This window comes from Gelidibacter sp. (assembly GCF_053579655.1).
Genome location: NZ_JBMDWE010000011.1, coordinates 83,097 through 103,155, shown reverse-complemented (window position 1 = coordinate 103,155; position 20,059 = coordinate 83,097). Strand labels below are relative to the sequence as shown.

At 37.5% G+C, this 20,059-nt stretch carries 21 protein-coding genes; 9 read left to right on the top strand and 12 right to left on the bottom strand.

What is annotated here, in order from left to right; genetic code table 11:
- Positions 1 to 50: 50 nt before the first annotated feature.
- Genes ACOH2D_RS07835 through tsaB form a run of 4 tightly spaced genes read left to right on the top strand, consistent with a single transcriptional unit; the run spans position 51 to position 4,595 of the window.
- The gene (locus ACOH2D_RS07835) at positions 51 to 1,214 is read left to right on the top strand and encodes an efflux RND transporter periplasmic adaptor subunit (protein WP_348034745.1); all 1,164 of its coding nucleotides are present in this window, start codon (positions 51 to 53) and stop codon (positions 1,212 to 1,214) included.
- A gap of 50 nt (positions 1,215 to 1,264) precedes the next feature.
- Positions 1,265 to 2,593, top strand: a complete 1,329-nt coding sequence (locus tag ACOH2D_RS07830; protein WP_449534895.1) for a TolC family protein — start codon at positions 1,265 to 1,267, stop codon at positions 2,591 to 2,593.
- A 9-nt stretch (positions 2,594 to 2,602) separates the two neighbouring features.
- On the top strand, positions 2,603 to 3,904 hold the full coding sequence (locus ACOH2D_RS07825; protein WP_348034747.1) for an efflux RND transporter periplasmic adaptor subunit: 1,302 nt from the start codon (positions 2,603 to 2,605) through the stop codon (positions 3,902 to 3,904).
- A gap of 19 nt (positions 3,905 to 3,923) precedes the next feature.
- A complete protein-coding gene (gene tsaB / locus ACOH2D_RS07820) occupies positions 3,924 to 4,595 on the top strand; it encodes a tRNA (adenosine(37)-N6)-threonylcarbamoyltransferase complex dimerization subunit type 1 TsaB (RefSeq protein WP_449534894.1) in 672 nt (223 codons plus the stop codon).
- Here tsaB and ACOH2D_RS07815 read toward each other — a convergent pair.
- The 4 genes from ACOH2D_RS07815 to ACOH2D_RS07800 form a co-directional block, all read right to left on the bottom strand.
- On the bottom strand, positions 4,592 to 5,404 hold the full coding sequence (locus ACOH2D_RS07815) for a mechanosensitive ion channel domain-containing protein (protein ID WP_449534893.1): 813 nt from the start codon (positions 5,402 to 5,404) through the stop codon (positions 4,592 to 4,594). The two genes, tsaB and ACOH2D_RS07815, sit on opposite strands and share 4 nt — an antisense overlap.
- A 73-nt stretch (positions 5,405 to 5,477) precedes the next feature.
- The gene (locus tag ACOH2D_RS07810) at positions 5,478 to 5,834 is read right to left on the bottom strand and encodes a DUF1304 domain-containing protein (RefSeq protein ID WP_449534892.1); all 357 of its coding nucleotides are present in this window, start codon (positions 5,832 to 5,834) and stop codon (positions 5,478 to 5,480) included.
- A 39-nt stretch (positions 5,835 to 5,873) separates the two neighbouring features.
- Entirely contained in the window at positions 5,874 to 6,074 is a 201-nt protein-coding gene (locus tag ACOH2D_RS07805) for a dodecin family protein (protein ID WP_348034751.1), read from the bottom strand.
- Between the two features lie 65 nt (positions 6,075 to 6,139).
- Positions 6,140 to 7,042 carry a NifU family protein gene (locus ACOH2D_RS07800; RefSeq protein WP_449534891.1) on the bottom strand — a complete coding sequence of 301 codons (903 nt, stop codon included), beginning with the start codon at positions 7,040 to 7,042 and terminating at the stop codon, positions 6,140 to 6,142.
- A 455-nt stretch (positions 7,043 to 7,497) separates the two neighbouring features.
- Between ACOH2D_RS07800 and ACOH2D_RS07795 the strand changes: the two genes are divergently transcribed.
- Positions 7,498 to 8,508 carry a PorP/SprF family type IX secretion system membrane protein gene (locus tag ACOH2D_RS07795; RefSeq protein WP_449534890.1) on the top strand — a complete coding sequence of 337 codons (1,011 nt, stop codon included), beginning with the start codon at positions 7,498 to 7,500 and terminating at the stop codon, positions 8,506 to 8,508.
- A gap of 333 nt (positions 8,509 to 8,841) precedes the next feature.
- Complete coding sequence (locus ACOH2D_RS07790) at positions 8,842 to 9,360, top strand: gamma carbonic anhydrase family protein (protein ID WP_348034754.1); 519 nt, start codon at positions 8,842 to 8,844, stop codon at positions 9,358 to 9,360.
- Positions 9,361 to 9,432: 72 nt separating this feature from the next.
- On the opposite strand, the gene murI is transcribed toward ACOH2D_RS07790, so the two are convergent.
- The 8 genes from murI to ACOH2D_RS07750 form a co-directional block, all read right to left on the bottom strand.
- Positions 9,433 to 10,212 carry a glutamate racemase gene (gene murI / locus ACOH2D_RS07785; RefSeq protein WP_449534889.1) on the bottom strand — a complete coding sequence of 260 codons (780 nt, stop codon included), beginning with the start codon at positions 10,210 to 10,212 and terminating at the stop codon, positions 9,433 to 9,435.
- A 189-nt stretch (positions 10,213 to 10,401) separates the two neighbouring features.
- The gene (locus ACOH2D_RS07780) at positions 10,402 to 10,911 is read right to left on the bottom strand and encodes an OmpH/Skp family outer membrane protein (protein WP_348034756.1); all 510 of its coding nucleotides are present in this window, start codon (positions 10,909 to 10,911) and stop codon (positions 10,402 to 10,404) included.
- Positions 10,912 to 10,950: 39 nt separating this feature from the next.
- Positions 10,951 to 11,976, bottom strand: a complete 1,026-nt coding sequence (locus tag ACOH2D_RS07775; RefSeq protein WP_449534888.1) for an OmpH/Skp family outer membrane protein — start codon at positions 11,974 to 11,976, stop codon at positions 10,951 to 10,953.
- Between the two features lie 172 nt (positions 11,977 to 12,148).
- On the bottom strand, positions 12,149 to 14,737 hold the full coding sequence (locus ACOH2D_RS07770; protein ID WP_348034758.1) for a BamA/OMP85 family outer membrane protein: 2,589 nt from the start codon (positions 14,735 to 14,737) through the stop codon (positions 12,149 to 12,151).
- Positions 14,709 to 15,392 (bottom strand): undecaprenyl pyrophosphate synthase, encoded by a 684-nt coding sequence (gene uppS / locus ACOH2D_RS07765; protein WP_449534896.1) that lies wholly within the window; start codon positions 15,390 to 15,392, stop codon positions 14,709 to 14,711. Before uppS ends, ACOH2D_RS07770 begins: the two co-directional genes overlap by 29 nt.
- Positions 15,393 to 15,449: 57 nt before the next feature.
- Complete coding sequence (gene porG / locus ACOH2D_RS07760; RefSeq protein ID WP_449534887.1) at positions 15,450 to 16,166, bottom strand: type IX secretion system protein PorG; 717 nt, start codon at positions 16,164 to 16,166, stop codon at positions 15,450 to 15,452.
- 98 nt (positions 16,167 to 16,264) lie between these two features.
- Positions 16,265 to 17,134 (bottom strand): NAD kinase, encoded by an 870-nt coding sequence (locus ACOH2D_RS07755; RefSeq protein WP_348034761.1) that lies wholly within the window; start codon positions 17,132 to 17,134, stop codon positions 16,265 to 16,267.
- 4 nt (positions 17,135 to 17,138) lie between these two features.
- Positions 17,139 to 17,795, bottom strand: coding sequence for a CBS domain-containing protein (locus tag ACOH2D_RS07750; protein WP_348034762.1), 657 nt, complete (start codon positions 17,793 to 17,795; stop codon positions 17,139 to 17,141).
- 87 nt (positions 17,796 to 17,882) lie between these two features.
- Between ACOH2D_RS07750 and ACOH2D_RS07745 the strand changes: the two genes are divergently transcribed.
- The 3 genes from ACOH2D_RS07745 (at position 17,883) to ACOH2D_RS07735 (ending at position 19,914) form a co-directional block, all read left to right on the top strand.
- The gene (locus ACOH2D_RS07745; protein ID WP_449534886.1) at positions 17,883 to 18,596 is read left to right on the top strand and encodes a pyridoxine 5'-phosphate synthase; all 714 of its coding nucleotides are present in this window, start codon (positions 17,883 to 17,885) and stop codon (positions 18,594 to 18,596) included.
- A gap of 161 nt (positions 18,597 to 18,757) precedes the next feature.
- A complete protein-coding gene (locus ACOH2D_RS07740; RefSeq protein ID WP_449534885.1) occupies positions 18,758 to 19,525 on the top strand; it encodes an alpha/beta fold hydrolase in 768 nt (255 codons plus the stop codon).
- Positions 19,526 to 19,569: 44 nt separating this feature from the next.
- Positions 19,570 to 19,914 carry a phage holin family protein gene (locus ACOH2D_RS07735; protein ID WP_449534884.1) on the top strand — a complete coding sequence of 115 codons (345 nt, stop codon included), beginning with the start codon at positions 19,570 to 19,572 and terminating at the stop codon, positions 19,912 to 19,914.
- Positions 19,915 to 20,059: the final 145 nt, after the last annotated feature.

Below are 20,059 nucleotides of genomic sequence, written 5' to 3'. Positions count from 1 at the left end.
ATTGTTAAGGTGTAAACATTTGACCATTAAAAAACAATAACAACCACCAAATGAAAAGAACAAAAACAGTCATTATCCTAGGACTTATCGTTGCAATGTTTGCAATCGCCTTAATTTATTTGTATCAAAAAAATCAGCAAGATCCTGTTGTTTACACCACCGAAACTCCAATTGAACAAACGATTGTTGTGAAAACAGTAGCCACGGGAAATATCGTTCCAAAAGATGAAGTGCTGATTAAATCTAATATTTCGGGGGTCATTGAAGAAGTGTTTATTTTGGCAGGAGAATATATCAAATCAGGAGATCTTATTGCTCAAATTCGCGTCATTCCTAATGTGTCTTCCTTAGCGAGTGCTCAAAGTTCAATTTCTTCAAGTCAGACGGCGTTGCAAACCGCGAAAATTAATTTGCAAACGCAACAAACCAATTACGACCGTCAAAAAGCCTTATTTGAGAAAGGGGTGATTTCTTCCAACGAATTTGAAACCATCAAAAACACCTATTTGCAAACCAAGCAAAGCGTTGAACAGGCTGAAATAAGCTTGGCTTCTTCACGTCAAAATTATGATATCGTCAAAACAGGTACGACGAGTGGCTTGGGAAATATTGCACAGACACAAGTAAGAGCTACGGTTTCAGGAATGGTGTTGGACGTTCCGGTAAAGGCAGGAAACCAGGTCATTGAAGCCAATAACTTTAATGAAGGAACTTCCATTGCTTCTTTGGCCGATGTTAAAAAAATGATTTTTGAAGGGAAGGTTGATGAAAGTGAAGTGGGCAAAATCAAAGAAGGTCTGCCGCTTGAAATTACCATTGGTGCCATTGAAGATAAAAAATTTGATGCCGTATTGGATTATATCGCACCAAAAGGTGTTGCAGAAAATGGTGCGATTCAATTTGCCATTAAAGGAACCCTGAAATCTATTGATTCTACATTTATCAGAGCGGGATTAAGTGCGAATGCGTCCATCATTTTGGATAAAGCAGAAAACGTATTGGCCATTAAGGAAGCTTTGGTACAATTTGATCCGCAAACCCAGAAGCCTTTTGTTGAAGTGATGGTCGGCGATCAAAAATTTGAACGTCGCGATGTGCAGTTGGGAATCAGTGATGGGATTTTTGTTCAAGTGAAAGGCGGTATTAATAAATCAGATAAAATAAAAGTTTGGAATCAGGTACAAGGCATTCCAGACTATGCTAAAAAGAAATAATTTATTTTAAGTGTAACACTTCAAATGATTCATAGACTTATATTTTAATTATGAAAAAACCAATCCTTATAATTTTCGCCTTTCTAGCATTAACCTCACAAGCACAAGTAAAGAAATGGACGCTGAGCGAATGTGTGGCCTATGCTTTAGAAAACAATATTTCGGTTAAACAATCGGAGTTAGATATCAAAGTTGCACAAATTGGTAAAAAAGATGCCATCGGTAATTTTTTGCCGTCATTAAGTGCATCTACGTCCTACGGTTGGAACATTGGACTTTCCCAAGATCCTATTACATTTAGTGCCGTTACGGCCACTTCAAAAACCTTATCCGGAGGCATCAGTTCTAATATTACTTTATATGATGGATTAAGAAATTTGAACCAACTCTATCGTTCCAATTTAGAAATTGTAGCAAGGCAATATCAATTGGACAAAATGAAGGATGATATTTCTCTTTTGGTTGCCAATTCTTTTTTACAGATATTGTTCAATAAGGAAAGTTTAAAAGTATTAGAAGCTCAGCAAGCTATCAGTGAACAACAGTTAAACCGCACCCAAGATCTTGTAGATGCTGGTTCTTTGCCTAAAGGGGATTTGTTGGAGGTTCAAGCTACCCTTGCTTCCCAAGAGCAACAAATAGTGAATGCCGAAAATGCCATTCAACTTTCAAAAATCACTTTGGCACAAATTCTTTTAATTGAAGATTATCAAAACTTTGATACCGCTGATATCGATTATATAGCGCCTGAACCAGATATATTGAAACAATCTCCAAATGCTATTATAGCGACCGCTAAAGAAACGCGTTATGAAATAAAAATTGCTGAAGCTAATTCAGAATTGGCGGCATATGATGTAAAAATAGCAAAGGGTGCATTACAGCCGACGATCGCTGGCTTTTATAGTTTTAGTTCGAATTATTTTACATCAGAATTGTTTCCAACACCAGATTTTAGCATGCAAATGTCAGATAATAAAAGACATAATTTTGGATTGCAATTGAATATTCCAATCTTCAATGGTTGGGCCGCAAGTAATAATGTGGGTAGAAATAAAGTTAATCTTGAGCGTTCAAAACTTCAATTGGAACAAGCCAACCTCGATTTGGAAACCGCCGTTTATCAAGCTTATAATGATGCAAAAGGAGCTTTAAAAGCATACCAGGCGTCCCAAAAAACGCTGGCAGCAAGACAGGAAGCTTTTAACTATTCCAAAGAGCGTTATAATGTTGGCCTTTTAAATGCATTTGATTTTAGTCAATCTCAAAATCAGTTTGAATCTGCACAAAGTGACGTACTTCGCGCTAAATATGATTATATCTTTAAACTTAAAGTATTGGAGTTTTATTTTGGAATTCCTATCACCAATTTTAATTAATGAACCAACATGAGAAAAAAAACACTAATTATCCTAATATCAACCATAGTCGTCCTAATCTTGGTACTCCTTGTAGGGAAAAAAGCGGGCTGGTTTGGGAAAACAGGTAACTTTAAGGAGGTTGAAACCCAGAAAGTGATGTTGATGGATATTGTTGAAAAAGTTTCTGCGACTGGAAAAATTCAACCAGAAGTCGAAGTGAAAATTTCGAGTGAAGTCTCCGGAGAAATTATTGAATTGCCGTTTAAGGAAGGGCAACAGGTTAATAAAGGAGATTTGTTGGTAAGAGTCAATCCTGACCTTATTCAATCGGCAGTAAACAGAAGTCAAGCAACGTATCAAAATATAAAGGCAGGTTTGGAACAGGCAGAAGCTTCCTTAAGAGAAGCTAAATTAAGCTATGATCGTAACAAGCAGCTTTTTGAAAAAGGAATTATTTCAAAATCAGAATGGGATAAAGCGGTTTCTGGATATGAAATTGCAAAGGCAAGTCAACAGTCGGCTTACTACAACGTACAGAGTGCTGGAGCTTCGGTAAATGAAGCTAAAGATAATTTAAACAGAACCACCATTTACGCACCGATGAGCGGTACCATTTCTAAATTAGATGTGGAACTTGGAGAGCGCGTGGTTGGAACCCAACAAATGGCTGGTACTGAAATTTTGAGAGTGGCCAATTTGAACAATATGGAAGTTGAAATTGATGTCAATGAAAACGATATTGTCAAAGTTCATATTGGAGATGCTGCCATTGTTGAAGTGGATGCCTATCTTAAAAAGGAATTTAAGGGCGTAGTGACCGCGATTGCCAATTCGGCGGCGAGTGCGCTGACGGCCGATCAGGTTACCAACTTTAAGGTAAAAGTGAGTATTCTTAAAGAGTCTTATCAAGATTTGATGGAAGGCAAGGGCGAAAATTATTCCCCATTCCGTCCTGGGATGACCGCAACTGTGGACATCATTACCAATAAACGAAAAGATGTTGTGAGTGTTCCGATAAGTGCCATTGTGATCAAAACTGATACGTCTTCAGTTAAAAAATCTTACGATAAAAAAGATATTGGCAAAGAAGAAACGCCTCAAAAAGTTCAAAATGAAGAAAAGTTTGAGTGTGTATTTGTCAAAAACAATGATGAAGCCAAATTGAGAGTGGTAAAAACTGGGATTCAAGATGACACCAATATCGAAATATTGTCTGGTTTAAAAGCAGGGGATGTGATCATCACAGGTCCTTACAATGTCGTCTCCAAAACATTGAATCCAGGAGATAAGATAGAAGTAAAAAAAGCTGAGGAAGCTAAAAAGAAATAGCTCTTAAAAATATTCAAAAGTGGCCTATATACTTAATATTGAAACCGCAACAACCAATTGTTCCGTCTCTCTTTCTAAAGAAGGAGAGACTTTGGTTTTAAAGGAAGATTACAATTCCAATTATTCACATGCCGAATCCCTGCATCTATTTATCGATGCAGTTTTTAAAGAAGCCAATTTGAAACCTCAGGATATTGACGCAATAGCCGTAAGCAAAGGTCCTGGATCATATACGGGTTTGCGCATTGGCGTTTCTGCCGCAAAGGGCTTGTGTTTTGCCTTGAATAAGCCATTGATTTCTGTAGATACTTTAGAGGCATTGGCACATCAGTTAACTATCGATTCTGGATGTATTGTGCCTATGCTTGATGCACGGCGTCTGGAAGTTTATGCATCGGTGTACGATAAGGATTATAAGCAGGTTAGGGCTATTGAAGCTCAAATATTAGATGAACATAGCTTTAAGGAGTTTCTTGAAGCAGGCAAAGTCTATTTTATTGGCAATGGCGTTGAAAAAACAAAGCAAATCATAACGCACCCTAATGCCGTATTTGTGGAAAACAAATTGCCATCGGCAAACGAAATAGGCAAATTAGCAGAGGATAAATACAAAATAAGCGTCCTGGAAGATGTCGCTTATTTTGAACCTTTTTATTTAAAGGATTTTATCGGAACTAAACCAAAAGCTTAGCCTTCTTTATGGATTTCCACTTGATGTGGATAAGGAATGTCAATACCAGCAGCATCTAATGCTTGTTTGGTGCTTTCCAGAATGTCATAATAAACAGCCCAATAATTTGCGTTTTTAACCCAAGGTCGGACATTGAAATCCAAAGAACTATCATTCAGTTTGGCCAGTCTAACCAACGGTGCCGGTTCTTTCAATACCAAAGGATGTGAGGTGAGTTCCGTCAACAACAAATCTCGAACCTTTTTAATGTCAGAATCGTAACCTACGCCAAAAACCATATCTACACGGCGTAATTCCATCGCCGAATAATTCACGATATTGTCATTGGACAATTTTCCGTTAGGGATAATAATTTCTTTGTTATCAGAAGATGTTAACTTGGTTGTAAATATTTGAATTTCCTTTACAGAACCTGCTTGACCTTGGGCCTCAATATAATCGCCCACTTTAATAGGTTTAAATATCATAAGCAGGACACCGCCCGCAAAATTCGCCAAGGAGCCTTGTAGCGCCAATCCAACAGCTAAACCTGCAGCAGCTAAAATGGCTGCGAAGGAGGCGCCTCCAATGCCAACTGTATTAAGAACCACTACAACAAGAACAACTTTGAGTACCCAGTTAAGAAGATTGAGCAGGAATTTTTTAAGGCTGAGGTCATAACGGCCTCTTTCCATTGTTTTTCTGACACCCTTTAAAAGTAGTTTTATAACCCATGAGCCTACAATCCATATTATAATTGCCGCCAAAATTTTTGGCCCAAATACCATAATTAGTTCGTAACCCCTGTCAGTCCATTGTTGTAATTCCATATATCAATTTATGTTTTTTGCTTATTTACAAAGTTATTGATAATCATGAGGACTAGGTAATATGAAGACGGTTTTAAGAAAACATTAAGGAAGCTAAAGCAATAAGTGCAGGAACCGATTGTATATAGAAAAGTTTGATTTTTTTGGTTGAAAAGGTGCCATAGAGACCAGCAACAATAACACAAATTAAAAAGAAAGCTATAAATGGGTGGGCCTTCATAATCATTGATAACACTAAGCCAGCTGCCAAAAAACCATTATATAAGCCTTGATTGGCAGCTAATACTTTGGTGTCTTCAGCAAATACTTTTGATTTAAGTCCAAACGTTTTGATGCCTTTGGGCGTTGTCCATAAAAACATTTCTAAAATTAGAAAATAAAAGTGGCTAAGAGCAACAAAGCTTACGAGAACTAGAGTTAGGAAAGTCATAGTTGAAAAATAGCGCTTGTTAAAGCGCTATTCTATAATTTAGTGGACTTCGAAGGTTACTTTCAGAGTAACCCTGAATTGTGCGATTTCGCCGTTTTTAACGGTCGCACTCTGATCTTTTACATAAACAGACTTAATGTTTTTAACCGTTTCTGAAGCGTGTTTTACTGCCTGTCTTGCAGCGTCTTCCCAGCTTTTATCTGAGTTTGCTAATATTTCAATAACTTTTAATACTGCCATATTTATCGGTTTTTTAAATTAATAATTTACTAATACCTTTAAAGGTAGGAATAAAAAATTAAAAATTAACCATTTATGGCTTCTACTATAAGTACTTTACCCTTAAGCATTTCCTTAAGCATATTCTCAATACCATTCTTCAAAGTATAGGTTGATGACGGACAGCCGCTACAAGCACCTTGCAAAACGACCTTCACTTCTTTGGTTTCTGGGTCATAAGATCTGAACTCAATATTCCCGCCGTCGCTGGCCACCGCAGGTTTTACATATTCTTCAAGAATACTGATGATTTCTTTTGAGACGTCATCGTAATTTTCAAATTTCGCCTCCATATGACTTTCAGTCTTTTTAAGTGCTTTTGGAGCATCCGCCAGAATTATGTCTTTTTCACTGTCAATGAAATTCTGGAGAAACTCTCTTAATGGCGTCGTGATCTCACTCCAATCTGCCACGTCATGTTTTGTAATGGAGATAAAGTTCTCATCAAGAAACACACTTTTAACAAACGGCAAATGGAACAATTCTGAAGCCAACGGCGAGTATTTAGCGTCTTCAACAGAAACGAACTCATAAGTGGTAGCGACTAATTTCTTATTGGCTACAAATTTTAATACTGACGGATTCGGGGTGCTTTCAGCATAAACTGTAGAAGGTACTTTCTTAACGACTTTATTTTCGGTAACCACCAGATTTCCGTCGTTGATATAGTCTTCAATTTGTTCGGCAACCACATCTTGTACATCTTCCCATTCAACAATATCATAACGTTCTAAGGCGATGAAATTTCCAGAGATATATACTTTTTTTATAAACGGTAGATAAAATAACTGCTGTGCCAAAGGCGAGGCTTTGGCTTCATCAATATTATGAAATTCAAAGCTTTCGTGATTCGTTAAAAACTGGTCCGCCTGAAACTTTAATATAGCTGGATTGCTCGTGGCAAGTATTGTAATTGTGATCTTTTCCATAGGTTCTTTTCTTTATGCAAAAATAAGAAAACAAAAGAGTAAAAAAGACTTTTTCAAGCGGGATGTTAATCACGTGAACTTGGTTGGAAAGCAATAATTTTAAGGCATTTATATGGCGATCAATGAATAGTTCAATATGGTAATTAAAGAGTGGAACACTTTTTTATGATCATGTTATCATCATAGGTTTTTAATTGTCTTAGGTATATGGTTTGGATATAAAATTGGGAAGAACCATGCTTTTAGGTGCATTAAGAACTAACATTTCATGACCATATAAAAGTATCCTAAACCGCCATAAAGACTTCATAGTTAGTAGAAATACAGACAGGGATTCACAGAACATTGTGAAGCTATTTCCATGAAGGCGCTTAAAAAATTTATATATTTGAAAGATTTATAAAGCTGCTCAAACAAATCGGGAAGCCCAGATTCCATTGAAAAGACAAAAGAGTATGACATTTAAAAAGTTTTGTATAGTAGCATTTACCGTTGTGATTGCACAGTTTAGCGAAGCTCAAGAAGGATTGCCGATTTACTCTGATTACTTAACGGATAATTATTATTTGATTCACCCTTCAATGGCGGGCGTGGCAAATTGTGCCAAGTTAAGATTAACGGCACGTAAGCAATGGTTTGGTCAGGATAATGCGCCGGCATTGCAAACCTTTAGTATTAATAGCCGTATTGGCGATTCCCCGTCTGCGGTGGGAGCCATTGTATATAATGATAAAAACGGATACCATTCTCAAACAGGAGCTTATCTTACCTATGCCCATCACATAATGTTTTCACGTAATGAGATCGATTTGAATATGTTGTCTTTCGGAATTAGTGCCGGCGCCATTCAGTATAAATTAGATGAAACGACTTTTGTTTATGAGGGCTATGATCCTTTGATTTCAGGCGTGCAGCAAAGTGCTACAAATTTCAATATCGATTTCGGATTCTCTTACCATCTAATTAATTTTTACGCGCATGCGACAGTTAAAAATGTGTTGAATAATGATGGCGTCAATGCCAATGCCAACGGTATTTTTAAGTTTGATAACTTAAGAACCTTCCTCTTTAGTGCCGGAAATGTTTTTAGGAAATTCGGCAGTGAGTGGAGCTATGAACCTTCACTTTTGTTTTTATACCGCGACGGTACCAAGGAATCTTCTATTGATATCAATGGAAAGGTTTATAAAGATATGGACTTTGGGAAATTATGGGGTGGTATCTCCTATAGAAGAAGTTTGGATGGCGCTGAATTTGCAAATAATGCTGGCGTAAGCAGTCAAAAACTGCAATATTTCACACCGTTTGTGGGTGTTGATTATAAAAACCTTGTCTTTGCCTATACGTATTCTTATCAAGCTAACTCGGTAGTTTTTAATAATGGCGGCTTCCATCAATTGACGCTTGGTTATAATTTTAAATGTAGGAAAATGCACTTTGATTGTGTTTGTCCGGCCATTAACTAAAACAAAAAGACCTCAATAGCGCATCGAAGCTTTTTTGGTGGAATCTATAAAATAATCTTTGAGTGCATGAAACCTCAATCTCAAGTAGTTCGTTTCTCTTTGTCTTCGTTAATAGCATTGAGCATGGCGTTTTCCAAGACGTTGGCAACTTATTTTGTTGCTGCGATGATAATTACCCCAAGATTTATTTGAATACCAACAAGAAACCTTACTTCTGTGAAGACCTGAAATCATTAACTGATTGAAGATAATCTCAATTTTAAATGTCTATTTTTGTTAAATATATCGGTTTTTACCTTGAAACAAGAAACCTTAAACTAGAAACTGCAACAAATGCCAATCATAAAATCAGTAAAGGGAAAATATCCACAAATAGCAGACGACTGCTATATCGCAGAAAATGCTACCATCGTTGGGGAAGTTACCATCGGCACACAATGCAGCATTTGGTTTAACGCCGTGATTAGAGGCGATGTGAATTATATCAAAATGGGGAACAAGGTTAATATCCAGGATGGTGCTGTCATTCACGCCACCTATTTAACCTCGCCGACAACTATTGGGAATAACGTTTCTATTGGGCATAATGCGATTGTGCATGGCTGTACTATTCACGACAATGTGTTGATTGGGATGGGCAGTATCGTGATGGACGATTGTGTGGTGGAAAGTAATAGTATTATTGCCGCAGGTGCTGTGGTCACCAAAAACACAAGAGTTCAATCTGGAAGCATTTACGCCGGTATCCCAGCGAAAAAAGTAAAGGATATCAGCCAGGAATTGATTTCAGGGGAAATCCATCGCATTGCGGAAAATTATGTGATGTATTCAGGCTGGTTTAAAGAAGAATAAAGTGCTTGGACAGGCTCAGCAACCGTTAACATCAATCTTTTTTCCGAGAGCCACGAGATTATGAGGAAATGATTAAAATCTCAAATAATCAACGTTATAGTTTTCATCTAAAATGTCTTTCAAAACATCGACATTCCCATTCGTGTAAAATTGATTGATCGCAGTTGAGGTTTGTTTATTCAATAATTGATGCAGTTCTAAAACTGATTTGGTTTGTCGGGCGACTGCTTCGCCAGAATCAATGATTTTGACATGGTTTGGGAGCATATCCAATAGGAGTGGGATAAGATAAGGGTAGTGTGTGCAGCCTAAAACCAAGTAATCAATATTCGCATCAAGCATCGGTTTGAGGTAGGTTTGCAATAAGATTTTCATCTCTTCGCTATTCGTTCTACCATCTTCAATGAGTGTCACTATACCTTCGCCAACCTGTTCGATAACTTGGATTCCATGGCTATATAAATCCGTGGTTTTATGAAATAATTCACTTGTGAGTGTGCCTTTGGTAGCCAAAATGCCAATGGACTTGGTTTGCGTGCTTAATGCGGCTGGTTTAATGGCAGGTTCGATTCCTATAAACGGAAGGTCATAAGTATCTCTTAAAGTTTTGATGGCGTTGGTTGTTGCGGTATTACAAGCAACGACAATAAGCTTACAATCTTTTGCTATGAGCAATTCGGTGTTTTTGATGCTTAAAGCAATGATTTCTTCCTTTGACTTATTGCCGTAGGGCGCATTAAAACTATCCGCCAGGTAGACGGTATGTTCATGTGGAAGCAAGGCTTTTATCTCCTTAAAAATAGAAGTGCCGCCAATGCCAGAATCAAAGATGCCAATCGGTTGAATGCTCATTAATATGGATTTAAGACCATTTCATTTTTAGACATAAGATAAAAGACTTGTTTTGTGATCGGTTCTAAAAGAGTTTAGTAAAACTTAACCTTTCTTAATAAGTACTCAAATAAACTGTCACAAAAATAGAAAAGCCACTCGTTAAAAGTGGCTTTCTATATAAAATTTTACTGTTATTCTAAAATAATTCTAGAATCCTAAATCTTTCTTAACTGGAGCCATAAGGTCTGTTCCTTCAGCTAAAATTACACCTGAACCTGGAGAAGAATCCAATACATATTGAAAACCTTGAGCTTTTGCAACTTTTTTGATCGCTGCTTCAGCTTTGTCTGTAATTGGCTTTAACAAGTCAAATTCTTTCTTTTGAAGATCTTGTTGAGCAGTTTGTTGGTACTCACGAATACTTTGTTGCATACCTTGAACTTCTTGAGATCTTTTTGCATTTTCTTCATCAGTCTTACTCTCAACTTCAGCTTGGTATTGCTTCATTTTATTTTGAAGTTCAGTAGCCATAGTTTGAATTTCCGTCTCATAGGTTTTTTGCAATTTTTCTAACTCTGATTGAGCACTTTTCATTGCTGGCATCGCTTTGATAAGCTCTTGCGTGTTGATATGAGCAATTTTACTTTGTGCATTAGAGAAGCTCGTCGCTCCAATAAAAAGTAATCCTGCAAATAAAAGGGTCTTAAATTGTTTCATTTTTAAAATAGTATTACGTGTTATAATTATTAATTGTTTCTAGTTATTATTTTCTGGAATGGTATCCTTTTTTGTTTTTTCAGTTTCCCGTTCATCCTTTGCTTTTTTGCGATCTTCTAATATTTTCTTTCTGCGTTCGTTAAGTGCTTTTTGTCGCTCTTCACGATCGGTAATTTGTTGTTGTTTCTTTTCTTCAGCAATTTGCGCTGGGGTCTTTTTAGAACTATCTACAGCAGTTTTGCCTTTTTCCTCAATCTTAATTGATGTACTATCCTGAGGATTGTTGTTATCTCTTTCCGCCTTTGCTTTTGCGCGATCGTCCAATATTTTTTGTCGTCGGGCATCGACGGCAGATTTTAAAGAATCTCTGGTCGCTTGTTGTTCTGCTCTTCTTTCATCAGCAGCTGATAGGCGTTCATTCTTTTTTTCTTCTGCAGCTTGTTCGCGGGCATCCAATTCTTTGTTGATTACTGGAACAACATCTTCTTGTGAAGCCGCTCTGCGTTCTGATTTGGTTTGCGCTTGTGTTCGTTTTGAGGATCTGGTGATACTTCTTAAAACCAATTCACTAACATCAAATCGTTCTGCTGCAAATAACATGACCACATCAGCCGATTTGTCAAAGATAAAATCATATTGTTTGCTGTCTGCAATTTCTTGAACCGCTGCAAAAATCTGATCCTGAATAGGCTGAATCAACTGTTGTTTTTGAATCATCAAATCGCCATTTGGCCCGAAACGATTTTGTTGATAGTCCAAAATTTCCTTTTCTTCAAAGCTGAGGTCCTCGTAACGTTCATCGTAAAGTTCCTTGGTCAAAAGTACACGTTCATTGTTGAGTTGTGCTTTTTTTTGATCCAATGCGGCTAATCGCTGATCCACTTCCGTCTTCCATTGCACGACTTTAGTTTCTAATTGCGCTGAGGCTTCTTGGTATTCCGGAACATTTTGCAAAATATATTCGGTGTCAATGTAACCTATTCTAACGCCACGCTGTTGCTGTGCGATTGAAGTAAAGCTCCAAAGACTTATGACTGTCAATAAATAAAGAACTTTATGTTTCATCTGTTTGTATTTTATCATTTATGAGTCACGCTATAAATTCTAAAAATGACAGATAAACTTAACGATTCTGTCCGATCAGCGCAATATATTTCAAATTAACGAAATATATTCTAAAAAATTTTAACACTCGTATTAAATCGTCAAAGGATGATAAGAAAATACCGTGCCAAACTTAAAATTGCTGTCCAATAATAAAGTGTGTTTCCCAACCATTTTTCTTGGTTTGTCCAGGTAAGGCATCAAAACCATTACCGAAGTCAATACCTAACAATCCAAATGCTGGCATGAAAATACGTAATCCGACACCCGCTGAACGTTTGAGATCAAATGGGTTGTAGTTCTTGAAACTATCAAATGAATTACCACCTTCTATAAATCCTAAAGCGAATATTTTTGCTTGTGCGCCTAAGGTAATTGGGTAACGAAGTTCTACTGAAAATTTATTGTAAATCGTTCCACCATCTTGCGAAGACAAGGATTGGTTTGGATAACCTCTCAAGGCTATCGATTCTCTACCGTCTAATGAATAGTTGCCTAAACCATCTCCTCCAACAAAGAAACGCTCAAAAGGAATCACGCCTCTATCTTGATTGTAAGCGCCAAGGAAACCAAACTCAAAAGCCGATTTAAGGATTAATTTGTTTGCAACCACGTTGGTGTACCAATCGCCTTTGAATTTAACTTTATAAAACTCCAACCATTTGTAACGCTCCTGATCGATTTCTCCCATACGTGCATAATCATCATTTTGATCATTGGGTCTCAATGCTGCTCTTTCCTCTTTTAAAGCTGTATAGTCAACATTGTTCAGCAATGAATACGGAGGAGTGAATTTTGCGGTGACAGCAAAGCTAGAGCCTCCTGTTGGGAAAACAGGATCGGTATAGGTGTTGTTTCTGCTCAATCCAATGGTGTACGCCAAGTTGTTAGAATAGCCATTACCAAAAGTAAAGAGACCCGTATTATAATTCTGTAAATCATAATGCTGGAAACTTACCGCTTGGGATAGCATAAAGTAATCATCAGGCTGTGTTAAACGTTTTGCAAGTCCAACAGTAATCCCAGAAATGTTGAAACGCTTACTTTTGTCCGCATCTCTGGTCATTGGATTGTATAAGAATTGTCTGGTATGTGATAATGAGGTTGAGAACTGGATTGGACGTTTTCCACCCATCCATGGTTCTGTAAATGAAAAACTATAGGTTTGATAAAAACGACTTGCCTGTAAACGTAAAGCTAAACTTTGACCATCACCTGTTGGTACAGGTTTGTAAGCTTCTCCTTTAAAAATATCTTTAATTGCAAAGTTGTTGAAAGATAGACCAAGGGTTCCAATAAAACCGCCACCACCGTAACCACCTTGTAATTCAATTTGGCTAGAACCTTTTTCAACGACGGAGTATTCCATATCCAAAGTCCCTTCATTAGGATCAGCATTTTTGAAATTTGGACTCAATTGTTGAGCATCAAAGAAACCTAATTGTCCAAGTTCTCTCACTGTTCTTACTACCGCCGTTTTGCTATAAAGCTGACCTGGTCGTGTTCGTAATTCTCTATAGATAACGCGGTCATTGGTTTTATCATTTCCAACGACAGATACGTTATTGAAGTAGGCTTGTTTTCCTTCTGAAATGCGGATTTCCATATCAATAACATTACCCTCGGCACTGACTTCAACGGGATTGATGGTTGAGAATAAATAGCCGCTATCTTGGTAAAGCGTCGATATGTCCTGTGCATCTGGCCTTGAATCGTCTGCAATTCTCTTTTTTAATTCGACACCATTATAAGTGTCTCCTTCTTTAATACCTAAGATTGATGCCAAATATTGATCAGAAAATTTTGTATTTCCAACAAATGCAATTTTACCAAAGGTGTATTTTTCACCTTCTTCAACTTTAATGTCAATGGCAATCATGCCATCAGAGACACTATAGATAGAGTCAGAAATGATACGGGCATCTCTATAGCCGTTTTCTTTGTATTTATTAATAACACTAACCAAGTCTTCCTTGTAGTCCGCTTTTACGTATTTGGAACGTTTTAAGAAGCGTACTGGGTTTTTTTGCTTGGTTTTTTTCATGGCCTTTCTAAGCTTCTTGTCGCTTAGTTTTTCATTCCCAGAAAATGTTATATGACTAATTTTTACTTTGTCGTTTTTCTCTATGTTCACGACCATGTTAACCCTAGTTTTTTCAATAGAATCCACCACAGGAACGGTAGTTACCGTAACTTTGGTATTGTAAAAACCTTCTTTTCTATATTTATTGGTAAGGTAATTTTTGGTCGTCGTTATGAGGTTTTCAGTGACTTTTACACCTTTGGTTAACTTATTATCCTTAATAATAGCCTCTTTTTTACCTTTTTTGACCCCTTTAATGGCCAGCTCATTAAGTTCAGGCAAATCTTGAAGGCTGATTTCTAAATAAGCCATGTCGCCTTCTGTCTTGGTAAGGAAAATATCGATGTTGCTAAAAAGATTGGATCCCCAAAGTTTTTTAAGTGCTTCACTAATACGCTCTCCAGGGATGGCGATAACCTCCCCTTTTCTTAAGCCTGAGTACGTGATAATTGTAGCTTCGCTGAAATTTGTATCGCCTGTGACGACGATTTCTGCTATAGTGTAATTTTGACCTGAATTATATGGATTTTCCTGCGCCGTTGAAGCAAGGGATAATAAAAGAAAAAAGGCACTGAAAAGAGTATTAGTAATTGTTTTCAAAAGCGTGTTATTAGCTAAGTTGTTCACTTGTTTTTCCAAATCGTCGTTCTCTATTTTGATAGTCTATCAAAGCGGTATATAAATCATGCTTTTTAAAATCGGGCCATAAAATACTGGTGAAATATAATTCAGCATAAGCAATTTGCCATAACAAGAAATTACTGATTCTTTGTTCGCCACTGGTCCGGATGAGCAAGTCTACATCTGGCAAATTTTGCGTGTAAAGATGCTTATTAATAATGGATTCGTCAATAGAATCGATTGAAATTATATTATTTTTAACTTTATCAGATATTTCCTTAACCATATTTATGAGTTCTTCTCGCGACCCATAACTCAAGGCTAAAGTTAAAACCATTCGGTTATTGTCCTTTGTTTTTTCGATGACTTCTTCAAGCTCTTCTTTAGCTTTTTCAGGTAAATCTTTAAGGCAACCTATAGCGTTAAGTTTGATGTTATTATCTTGAAGGGTTTTGATTTCCTTTTTCAGGGATTTAACCAAAAGCTTCATCAAAGTTTGAACTTCAGTTTTTGGACGGTTCCAGTTTTCAGTAGAAAACGCATAAAGGGTGAGGTGCTTGATGCCTATTGCGGCACTCGCTTCCACCACTTCCCGTACGGATTTCGTGCCTCTTTCATGACCAATCACCCTAAGTAGGCCTTGTTTTTTTGCCCAACGGCCGTTGCCATCCATGATGATGGCTAAATGGTTAGGGAGTTTGCCGGTATGTATTTGTTTTTTTAAATCCACTTAATAATTGCAATAGCAAGGTTTTTGTCCAAAGGTGTAAGTTACAGTTATTCCAGAAAAAACATACCAATCATTGCTGTTTAAATTTCCGAAGCTATAAGACTGTAGATTTTTGGAATCAGGAACACTACCGTCAAGTTTATCGGAGAAGGTATATCTAACGCCAATTTCAGCCGCTAATACCAGGCCCGGACCTGCGGTTGTTTTAAAGCCTACTACCATTGGAATACCGAGAGCCCAACTTTGACTATTCTCGGATAGGGGCATAATGGGATCATTATTAGGTGGTATGGGTTGTGTGGGATCAAAATAGAGATTTTTATGTCTCGCAGCCGAAATACCAGTATATAAATAGGGTGTCATTTGAGGATCTGAACTATGGAGGTTAAAATCCAAAAAGGTAAACTCCATTCCTGCAGAAAATTCTAAAAGTGAGTTTTTAAACCCATAATTACGTTCCAGTCTTCGTGGGTCATCTGAAGAGTTATCCTTGCCTTCCAGTTCTGTAAAAAGTATGGAGGCTCTATACGAATGTCTCGGACTTCTATTCCATTTCAGCATGAGTCCGCCTGCTGGATTGTTAGGTGCTATATAATTTGTTTTACCAACATCCCCAATAAAATTACTGTTGCCAAGGAAAAAACCGACTTCGTAAATTTGCGCTTGGATGTTTGATACGAAACAAACACTAAAGATTATTAAAATGATAGACCTCATAAAATTTTAAAGTTTGCAAATATAATAAATAAGATTAGCCTTTAACAATTTGAAACAAATTGTATTACAGATAAACAGTATTTAAAAGATTTTATTGTTTAGTTGCGTTTATCTTCTCCCCAAAGAAGTTTTTTACGCAAAGTATCAATGAAGCTTTCGCTATGAAGTTCAATCATCTTTATCTTAAAGTCTGCTTTTTTAACAGTTACGATAGTGCTGTTGTGCAGCGTTGCAATTCTTGAGTCTAATGAAATGAGATAAAAGTCTTCCCGGCCATCTACTTTTAATTGGATTTCGGTATGATCGGGGATAACCAAGGGTCTCGCACTCAGGTTGTGAGGTGCGATTGGTGTGATGACAAAACTTTTAGCACTTGGCGACATGACGGGGCCGCCGCAACTTAAAGAATAACCTGTAGAGCCTGTAGGGGTGGAGACAATTAAGCCATCTGCCCAATAAGAAGTTAAATACTCGCCGTCCAGATGTGTTTTTACCGTAATCATGGAGGTTGTGTTTTTTCTGCTCACGGCCACTTCATTAAGTGCGAAATTAAGTTGTGTAAGATCCTTGTTTTCTGGGTGGGTCTCAACACACAATAGGCTGCGTTCTGAAATTTTATAGTTGCCTGCAAAAATATGGTCAATGGCGCTTTCAATTTGAGTGTTTTGGATCGTAGCCAAAAAACCTAGACGCCCTGTGTTAATACCAATAATTGGTATGGAAAGACTGCTGACATAAGTAATTGCTCTTAAAATTGTACCATCGCCACCAATGCTTATGAGCAGATCATACGAATCGTCCAAGGTTTGAAAGGTTTCAAATGTTGGCCCCTCCAATTGATCGGCAATAAGCTGATAGAAGCTGTCCTCAATAAATACCTCCGATTTTTTATGGGCTAAATAATTTAGAAGGGTGCTGACACAAGTTTCGTTGCCCTTGTAATATTGGCTATAAACTGCAATTTTCATAGCGTTACATATTAAGGTATTTTTTCAAGTATTCTGAGCGTTCTTTTAAATTCTCAACATAAGTATCTTCTTCATGACCAGAAATGATGTTGTAGCTATAGCGTCTAAAAGTCTGTATCACATTATTAAGTCCAGTACTGCCAATTTTGAGCGTGATTTGCACCATGTCATTTTCCATTTTAGAAATAAAAGCGCCTAATATTTTGGCACTATTGGACTCGACGATTTGACTGATTTCACTGAAGGAATAAGCTTCAATAGCTTTTTCAACAATCAAAGTGCCTCCAGGTTCTGAGAAGAATGGCGTGTCATTAAAAATCCCAATGATGTCATTGAGTTCATAGTAGCCTAAATAGTTGTTCTCTTCATCTAAAACCGGCATGATATTGCAAGAGTGCTGGGCGAAAGTTTCTAAAACATCCAGCCAATTGGTTTCTGCTCTCACAAAAAAGCCTTCTAAGGAATGGGCGCAATCTAAAATAGTTTTGTCCCCCTCAAAGCAATGCACGTCCGTTTCAGAAATGCATCCTAAATACACTTTGTCCTTCTCAATGGGGATGTGGGAATAGGTCAATTCATTGAACATCATTTTAAGATCGCTGACCTTGTCATTAATGTTCAGTGGCTTGATGTCGTTGATAATGTACTCTCTTAGCGGCATGTTCTCAGGTTTGTTCCTGCAAAATAATTAAAAATAACTACAATAAGCATCATCTACTTCGTATTTTTGCTCAATAAAACAAAAGCTATGACAAAGTTGAGCGTTAATATCAACAAGATTGCTACCCTTAGAAATTCAAGAGGTGGCGATGTTCCAAATGTGGTGCAATTTGCAAGAGATGTGCAGAAGTTTGGAGCCCAAGGTGTGACGATCCATCCAAGACCCGATGAACGACATATTCGTTATCAGGACGTGTATGATTTGAAATCAGAAGTTTATACGGAATTTAATATTGAAGGCAATCCTATCCGTCAATTTGTGGATATGGTGCTTGACATAAAACCGACACAGGTCACGTTGGTGCCCGATGCGGAAGATGCGATCACTTCAAATGCAGGTTGGGACACCATTAAGCATAAAGATTTTTTGGTGGACATCATCAAGGAATTTAAACAAAATGGAATCCGCACCTCAATTTTTGTGGATCCAGTTTTAAAACAGATTGAAGGTGCAAAAGCTACCGGAACGGATAGAATCGAACTTTATACCGAGGCCTTCGCCAAGGATTATGACTTAGGCAACGAAATGGGCATCAAGCCTTACGTTGATTGTGCGGTTTTGGCCAGTGCGTTGGGCTTAGGCATTAATGCAGGGCACGACTTATCTTTAGATAATATTAAATTTTTCAAACAGAATATTCCCGATTTATTGGAAGTTTCCATTGGACATGCTTTAATTTCAGAAAGTCTGTACCTGGGGATTGAAAATGTTATCAATATGTATTTGAGGCAGTTGAAGTAGTCCGCAGTCTTCAGTCTTCAGTTGGCAGTCTTCAGTTGGCATTTAGAGGAGAGCAGATGTTTTGTTTTTTGCTATCATCCTTCATCCCTCATCCGTCAGCCGTCATCTGTCATCGATCATAAATCAACAATCGTTAATCGTCAATCGTTAATCTTTTCATCATGCATCTTTTTTCAAATATTTTAGGCGAAGGCCAACCCTTTATTTTTCTCCATGGATTTTTGGGGATGAGTGACAATTGGAAAACCATCGGCACAAAATTCAGTGAGGAAGGTTACGAAGTGCATCTTATTGACCAGCGTAATCATGGACGAAGTTTTCATAGTGACGAATTTAACTATGAAGTCATGGTTGCCGATTTAAAACAGTATTGTGATGAACATCAATTAAAAGATTTTGTGCTTTTGGGACATTCCATGGGCGGAAAAACGGCGATGTTGTTTGCAGTGGAATATCCTGAACTCGTTTCAAAATTGATCGTTGCAGATATTTCGCCACGCTATTATCCGGCGCATCACGACGACATTCTAAATGGGTTGTCAGCATTAGATTTTCAAACGCTTAAAAGTAGAGGCGAGGCCGATGAGGTGTTAAGTAAATATGTATCAACTCTTGGAATCCGACAGTTCTTACTTAAAAACTTATATTGGAAAGAAAAAGGTGTGCTTGCCTTACGCATGAATCTTGAGGTTTTGAAAGAACTGTCCAGTGAGGTTGGCGAGCCTTTGCCAATGCACGTCAAATTTGAAAACGACACGTTATTTTTACGCGGCGATCGGTCAGAATATATTTCGCTTCAAGACGAAAGTTTGATCCATGCCCATTTTCCGAAATCAAAAATCGTTACAATCTCCAATGCGGGGCATTGGTTGCATGCTGAAAATCCAGCCGACTTTTATACAGAGGTTAGCAATTTTTTAGGCAAATAATAGTGCATTTGATATTTTTAATCTAAACCAATATTAAAACCGACATGAATTTAATTCTCAAATTACTTTTAAGCGCGCTTGCCGTGGTCATTATAGCAAAGTTCCTTCCTGGAGTACAACTTGCTGACGGATTTACATCGGCCATTATTCTGGCCATTCTATTGGCGGTGCTAGATGCTTTCGTCAAACCGATCTTGGTTATTTTAACCTTGCCTATTACCATTATTACTTTAGGTTTATTTCTTTTAGTAATCAATGCGGTCATCATTCTTTTGGCAGCCAACTTTATGAGCGGTTTTGCCGTTAGTGGATTCTGGACGGCATTGCTGTTTAGCTTGCTCTTATCGTTTTTGCAATCCATCCTATATTCTCTCATGGACAAGGACTAAGAGCAGTCTATAAATCAACTGTTTAAAAACTTTGATTGGATTTAAAAAATATGTACTTTTGCATCCCCATTTTTGATGAGTGAATCATGCGTTTTTTGGTTCATTTTAGAAAGAAATGGAAAGCATAAGTGGAACGAATTCTGCC

Bases quoted from the DNA above. Each gene is read 5' to 3' on its own strand.
- murI (WP_449534889.1), bottom strand. From the start codon at position 10,212: ATGAGCATTCAACCGATTGGCATCTTTGATTCTGGCATTGGCGGCACT.
- ACOH2D_RS07810 (WP_449534892.1), bottom strand. From the start codon at position 5,834: ATGACTTTCCTAACTCTAGTTCTCGTAAGCTTTGTTGCTCTTAGCCAC.
- uppS (WP_449534896.1), bottom strand. From the start codon at position 15,392: ATGGATGGCAACGGCCGTTGGGCAAAAAAACAAGGCCTACTTAGGGTG.
- ACOH2D_RS07735 (WP_449534884.1), top strand. From the start codon at position 19,570: ATGAATTTAATTCTCAAATTACTTTTAAGCGCGCTTGCCGTGGTCATT.
- ACOH2D_RS07835 (WP_348034745.1), top strand. From the start codon at position 51: ATGAAAAGAACAAAAACAGTCATTATCCTAGGACTTATCGTTGCAATG.
- ACOH2D_RS07805 (WP_348034751.1), bottom strand. From the start codon at position 6,074: ATGGCAGTATTAAAAGTTATTGAAATATTAGCAAACTCAGATAAAAGC.
- ACOH2D_RS07780 (WP_348034756.1), bottom strand. From the start codon at position 10,911: ATGAAACAATTTAAGACCCTTTTATTTGCAGGATTACTTTTTATTGGA.
- ACOH2D_RS07830 (WP_449534895.1), top strand. From the start codon at position 1,265: ATGAAAAAACCAATCCTTATAATTTTCGCCTTTCTAGCATTAACCTCA.
- ACOH2D_RS07745 (WP_449534886.1), top strand. From the start codon at position 17,883: ATGACAAAGTTGAGCGTTAATATCAACAAGATTGCTACCCTTAGAAAT.
- ACOH2D_RS07800 (WP_449534891.1), bottom strand. From the start codon at position 7,042: ATGGAAAAGATCACAATTACAATACTTGCCACGAGCAATCCAGCTATA.
- ACOH2D_RS07790 (WP_348034754.1), top strand. From the start codon at position 8,842: ATGCCAATCATAAAATCAGTAAAGGGAAAATATCCACAAATAGCAGAC.
- ACOH2D_RS07755 (WP_348034761.1), bottom strand. From the start codon at position 17,134: ATGAAAATTGCAGTTTATAGCCAATATTACAAGGGCAACGAAACTTGT.
- porG (WP_449534887.1), bottom strand. From the start codon at position 16,166: ATGAGGTCTATCATTTTAATAATCTTTAGTGTTTGTTTCGTATCAAAC.
- ACOH2D_RS07775 (WP_449534888.1), bottom strand. From the start codon at position 11,976: ATGAAACATAAAGTTCTTTATTTATTGACAGTCATAAGTCTTTGGAGC.
- ACOH2D_RS07815 (WP_449534893.1), bottom strand. From the start codon at position 5,404: ATGGAATTACAACAATGGACTGACAGGGGTTACGAACTAATTATGGTA.
- ACOH2D_RS07750 (WP_348034762.1), bottom strand. From the start codon at position 17,795: ATGCCGCTAAGAGAGTACATTATCAACGACATCAAGCCACTGAACATT.
- ACOH2D_RS07795 (WP_449534890.1), top strand. From the start codon at position 7,498: ATGACATTTAAAAAGTTTTGTATAGTAGCATTTACCGTTGTGATTGCA.
- ACOH2D_RS07740 (WP_449534885.1), top strand. From the start codon at position 18,758: ATGCATCTTTTTTCAAATATTTTAGGCGAAGGCCAACCCTTTATTTTT.
- ACOH2D_RS07825 (WP_348034747.1), top strand. From the start codon at position 2,603: ATGAGAAAAAAAACACTAATTATCCTAATATCAACCATAGTCGTCCTA.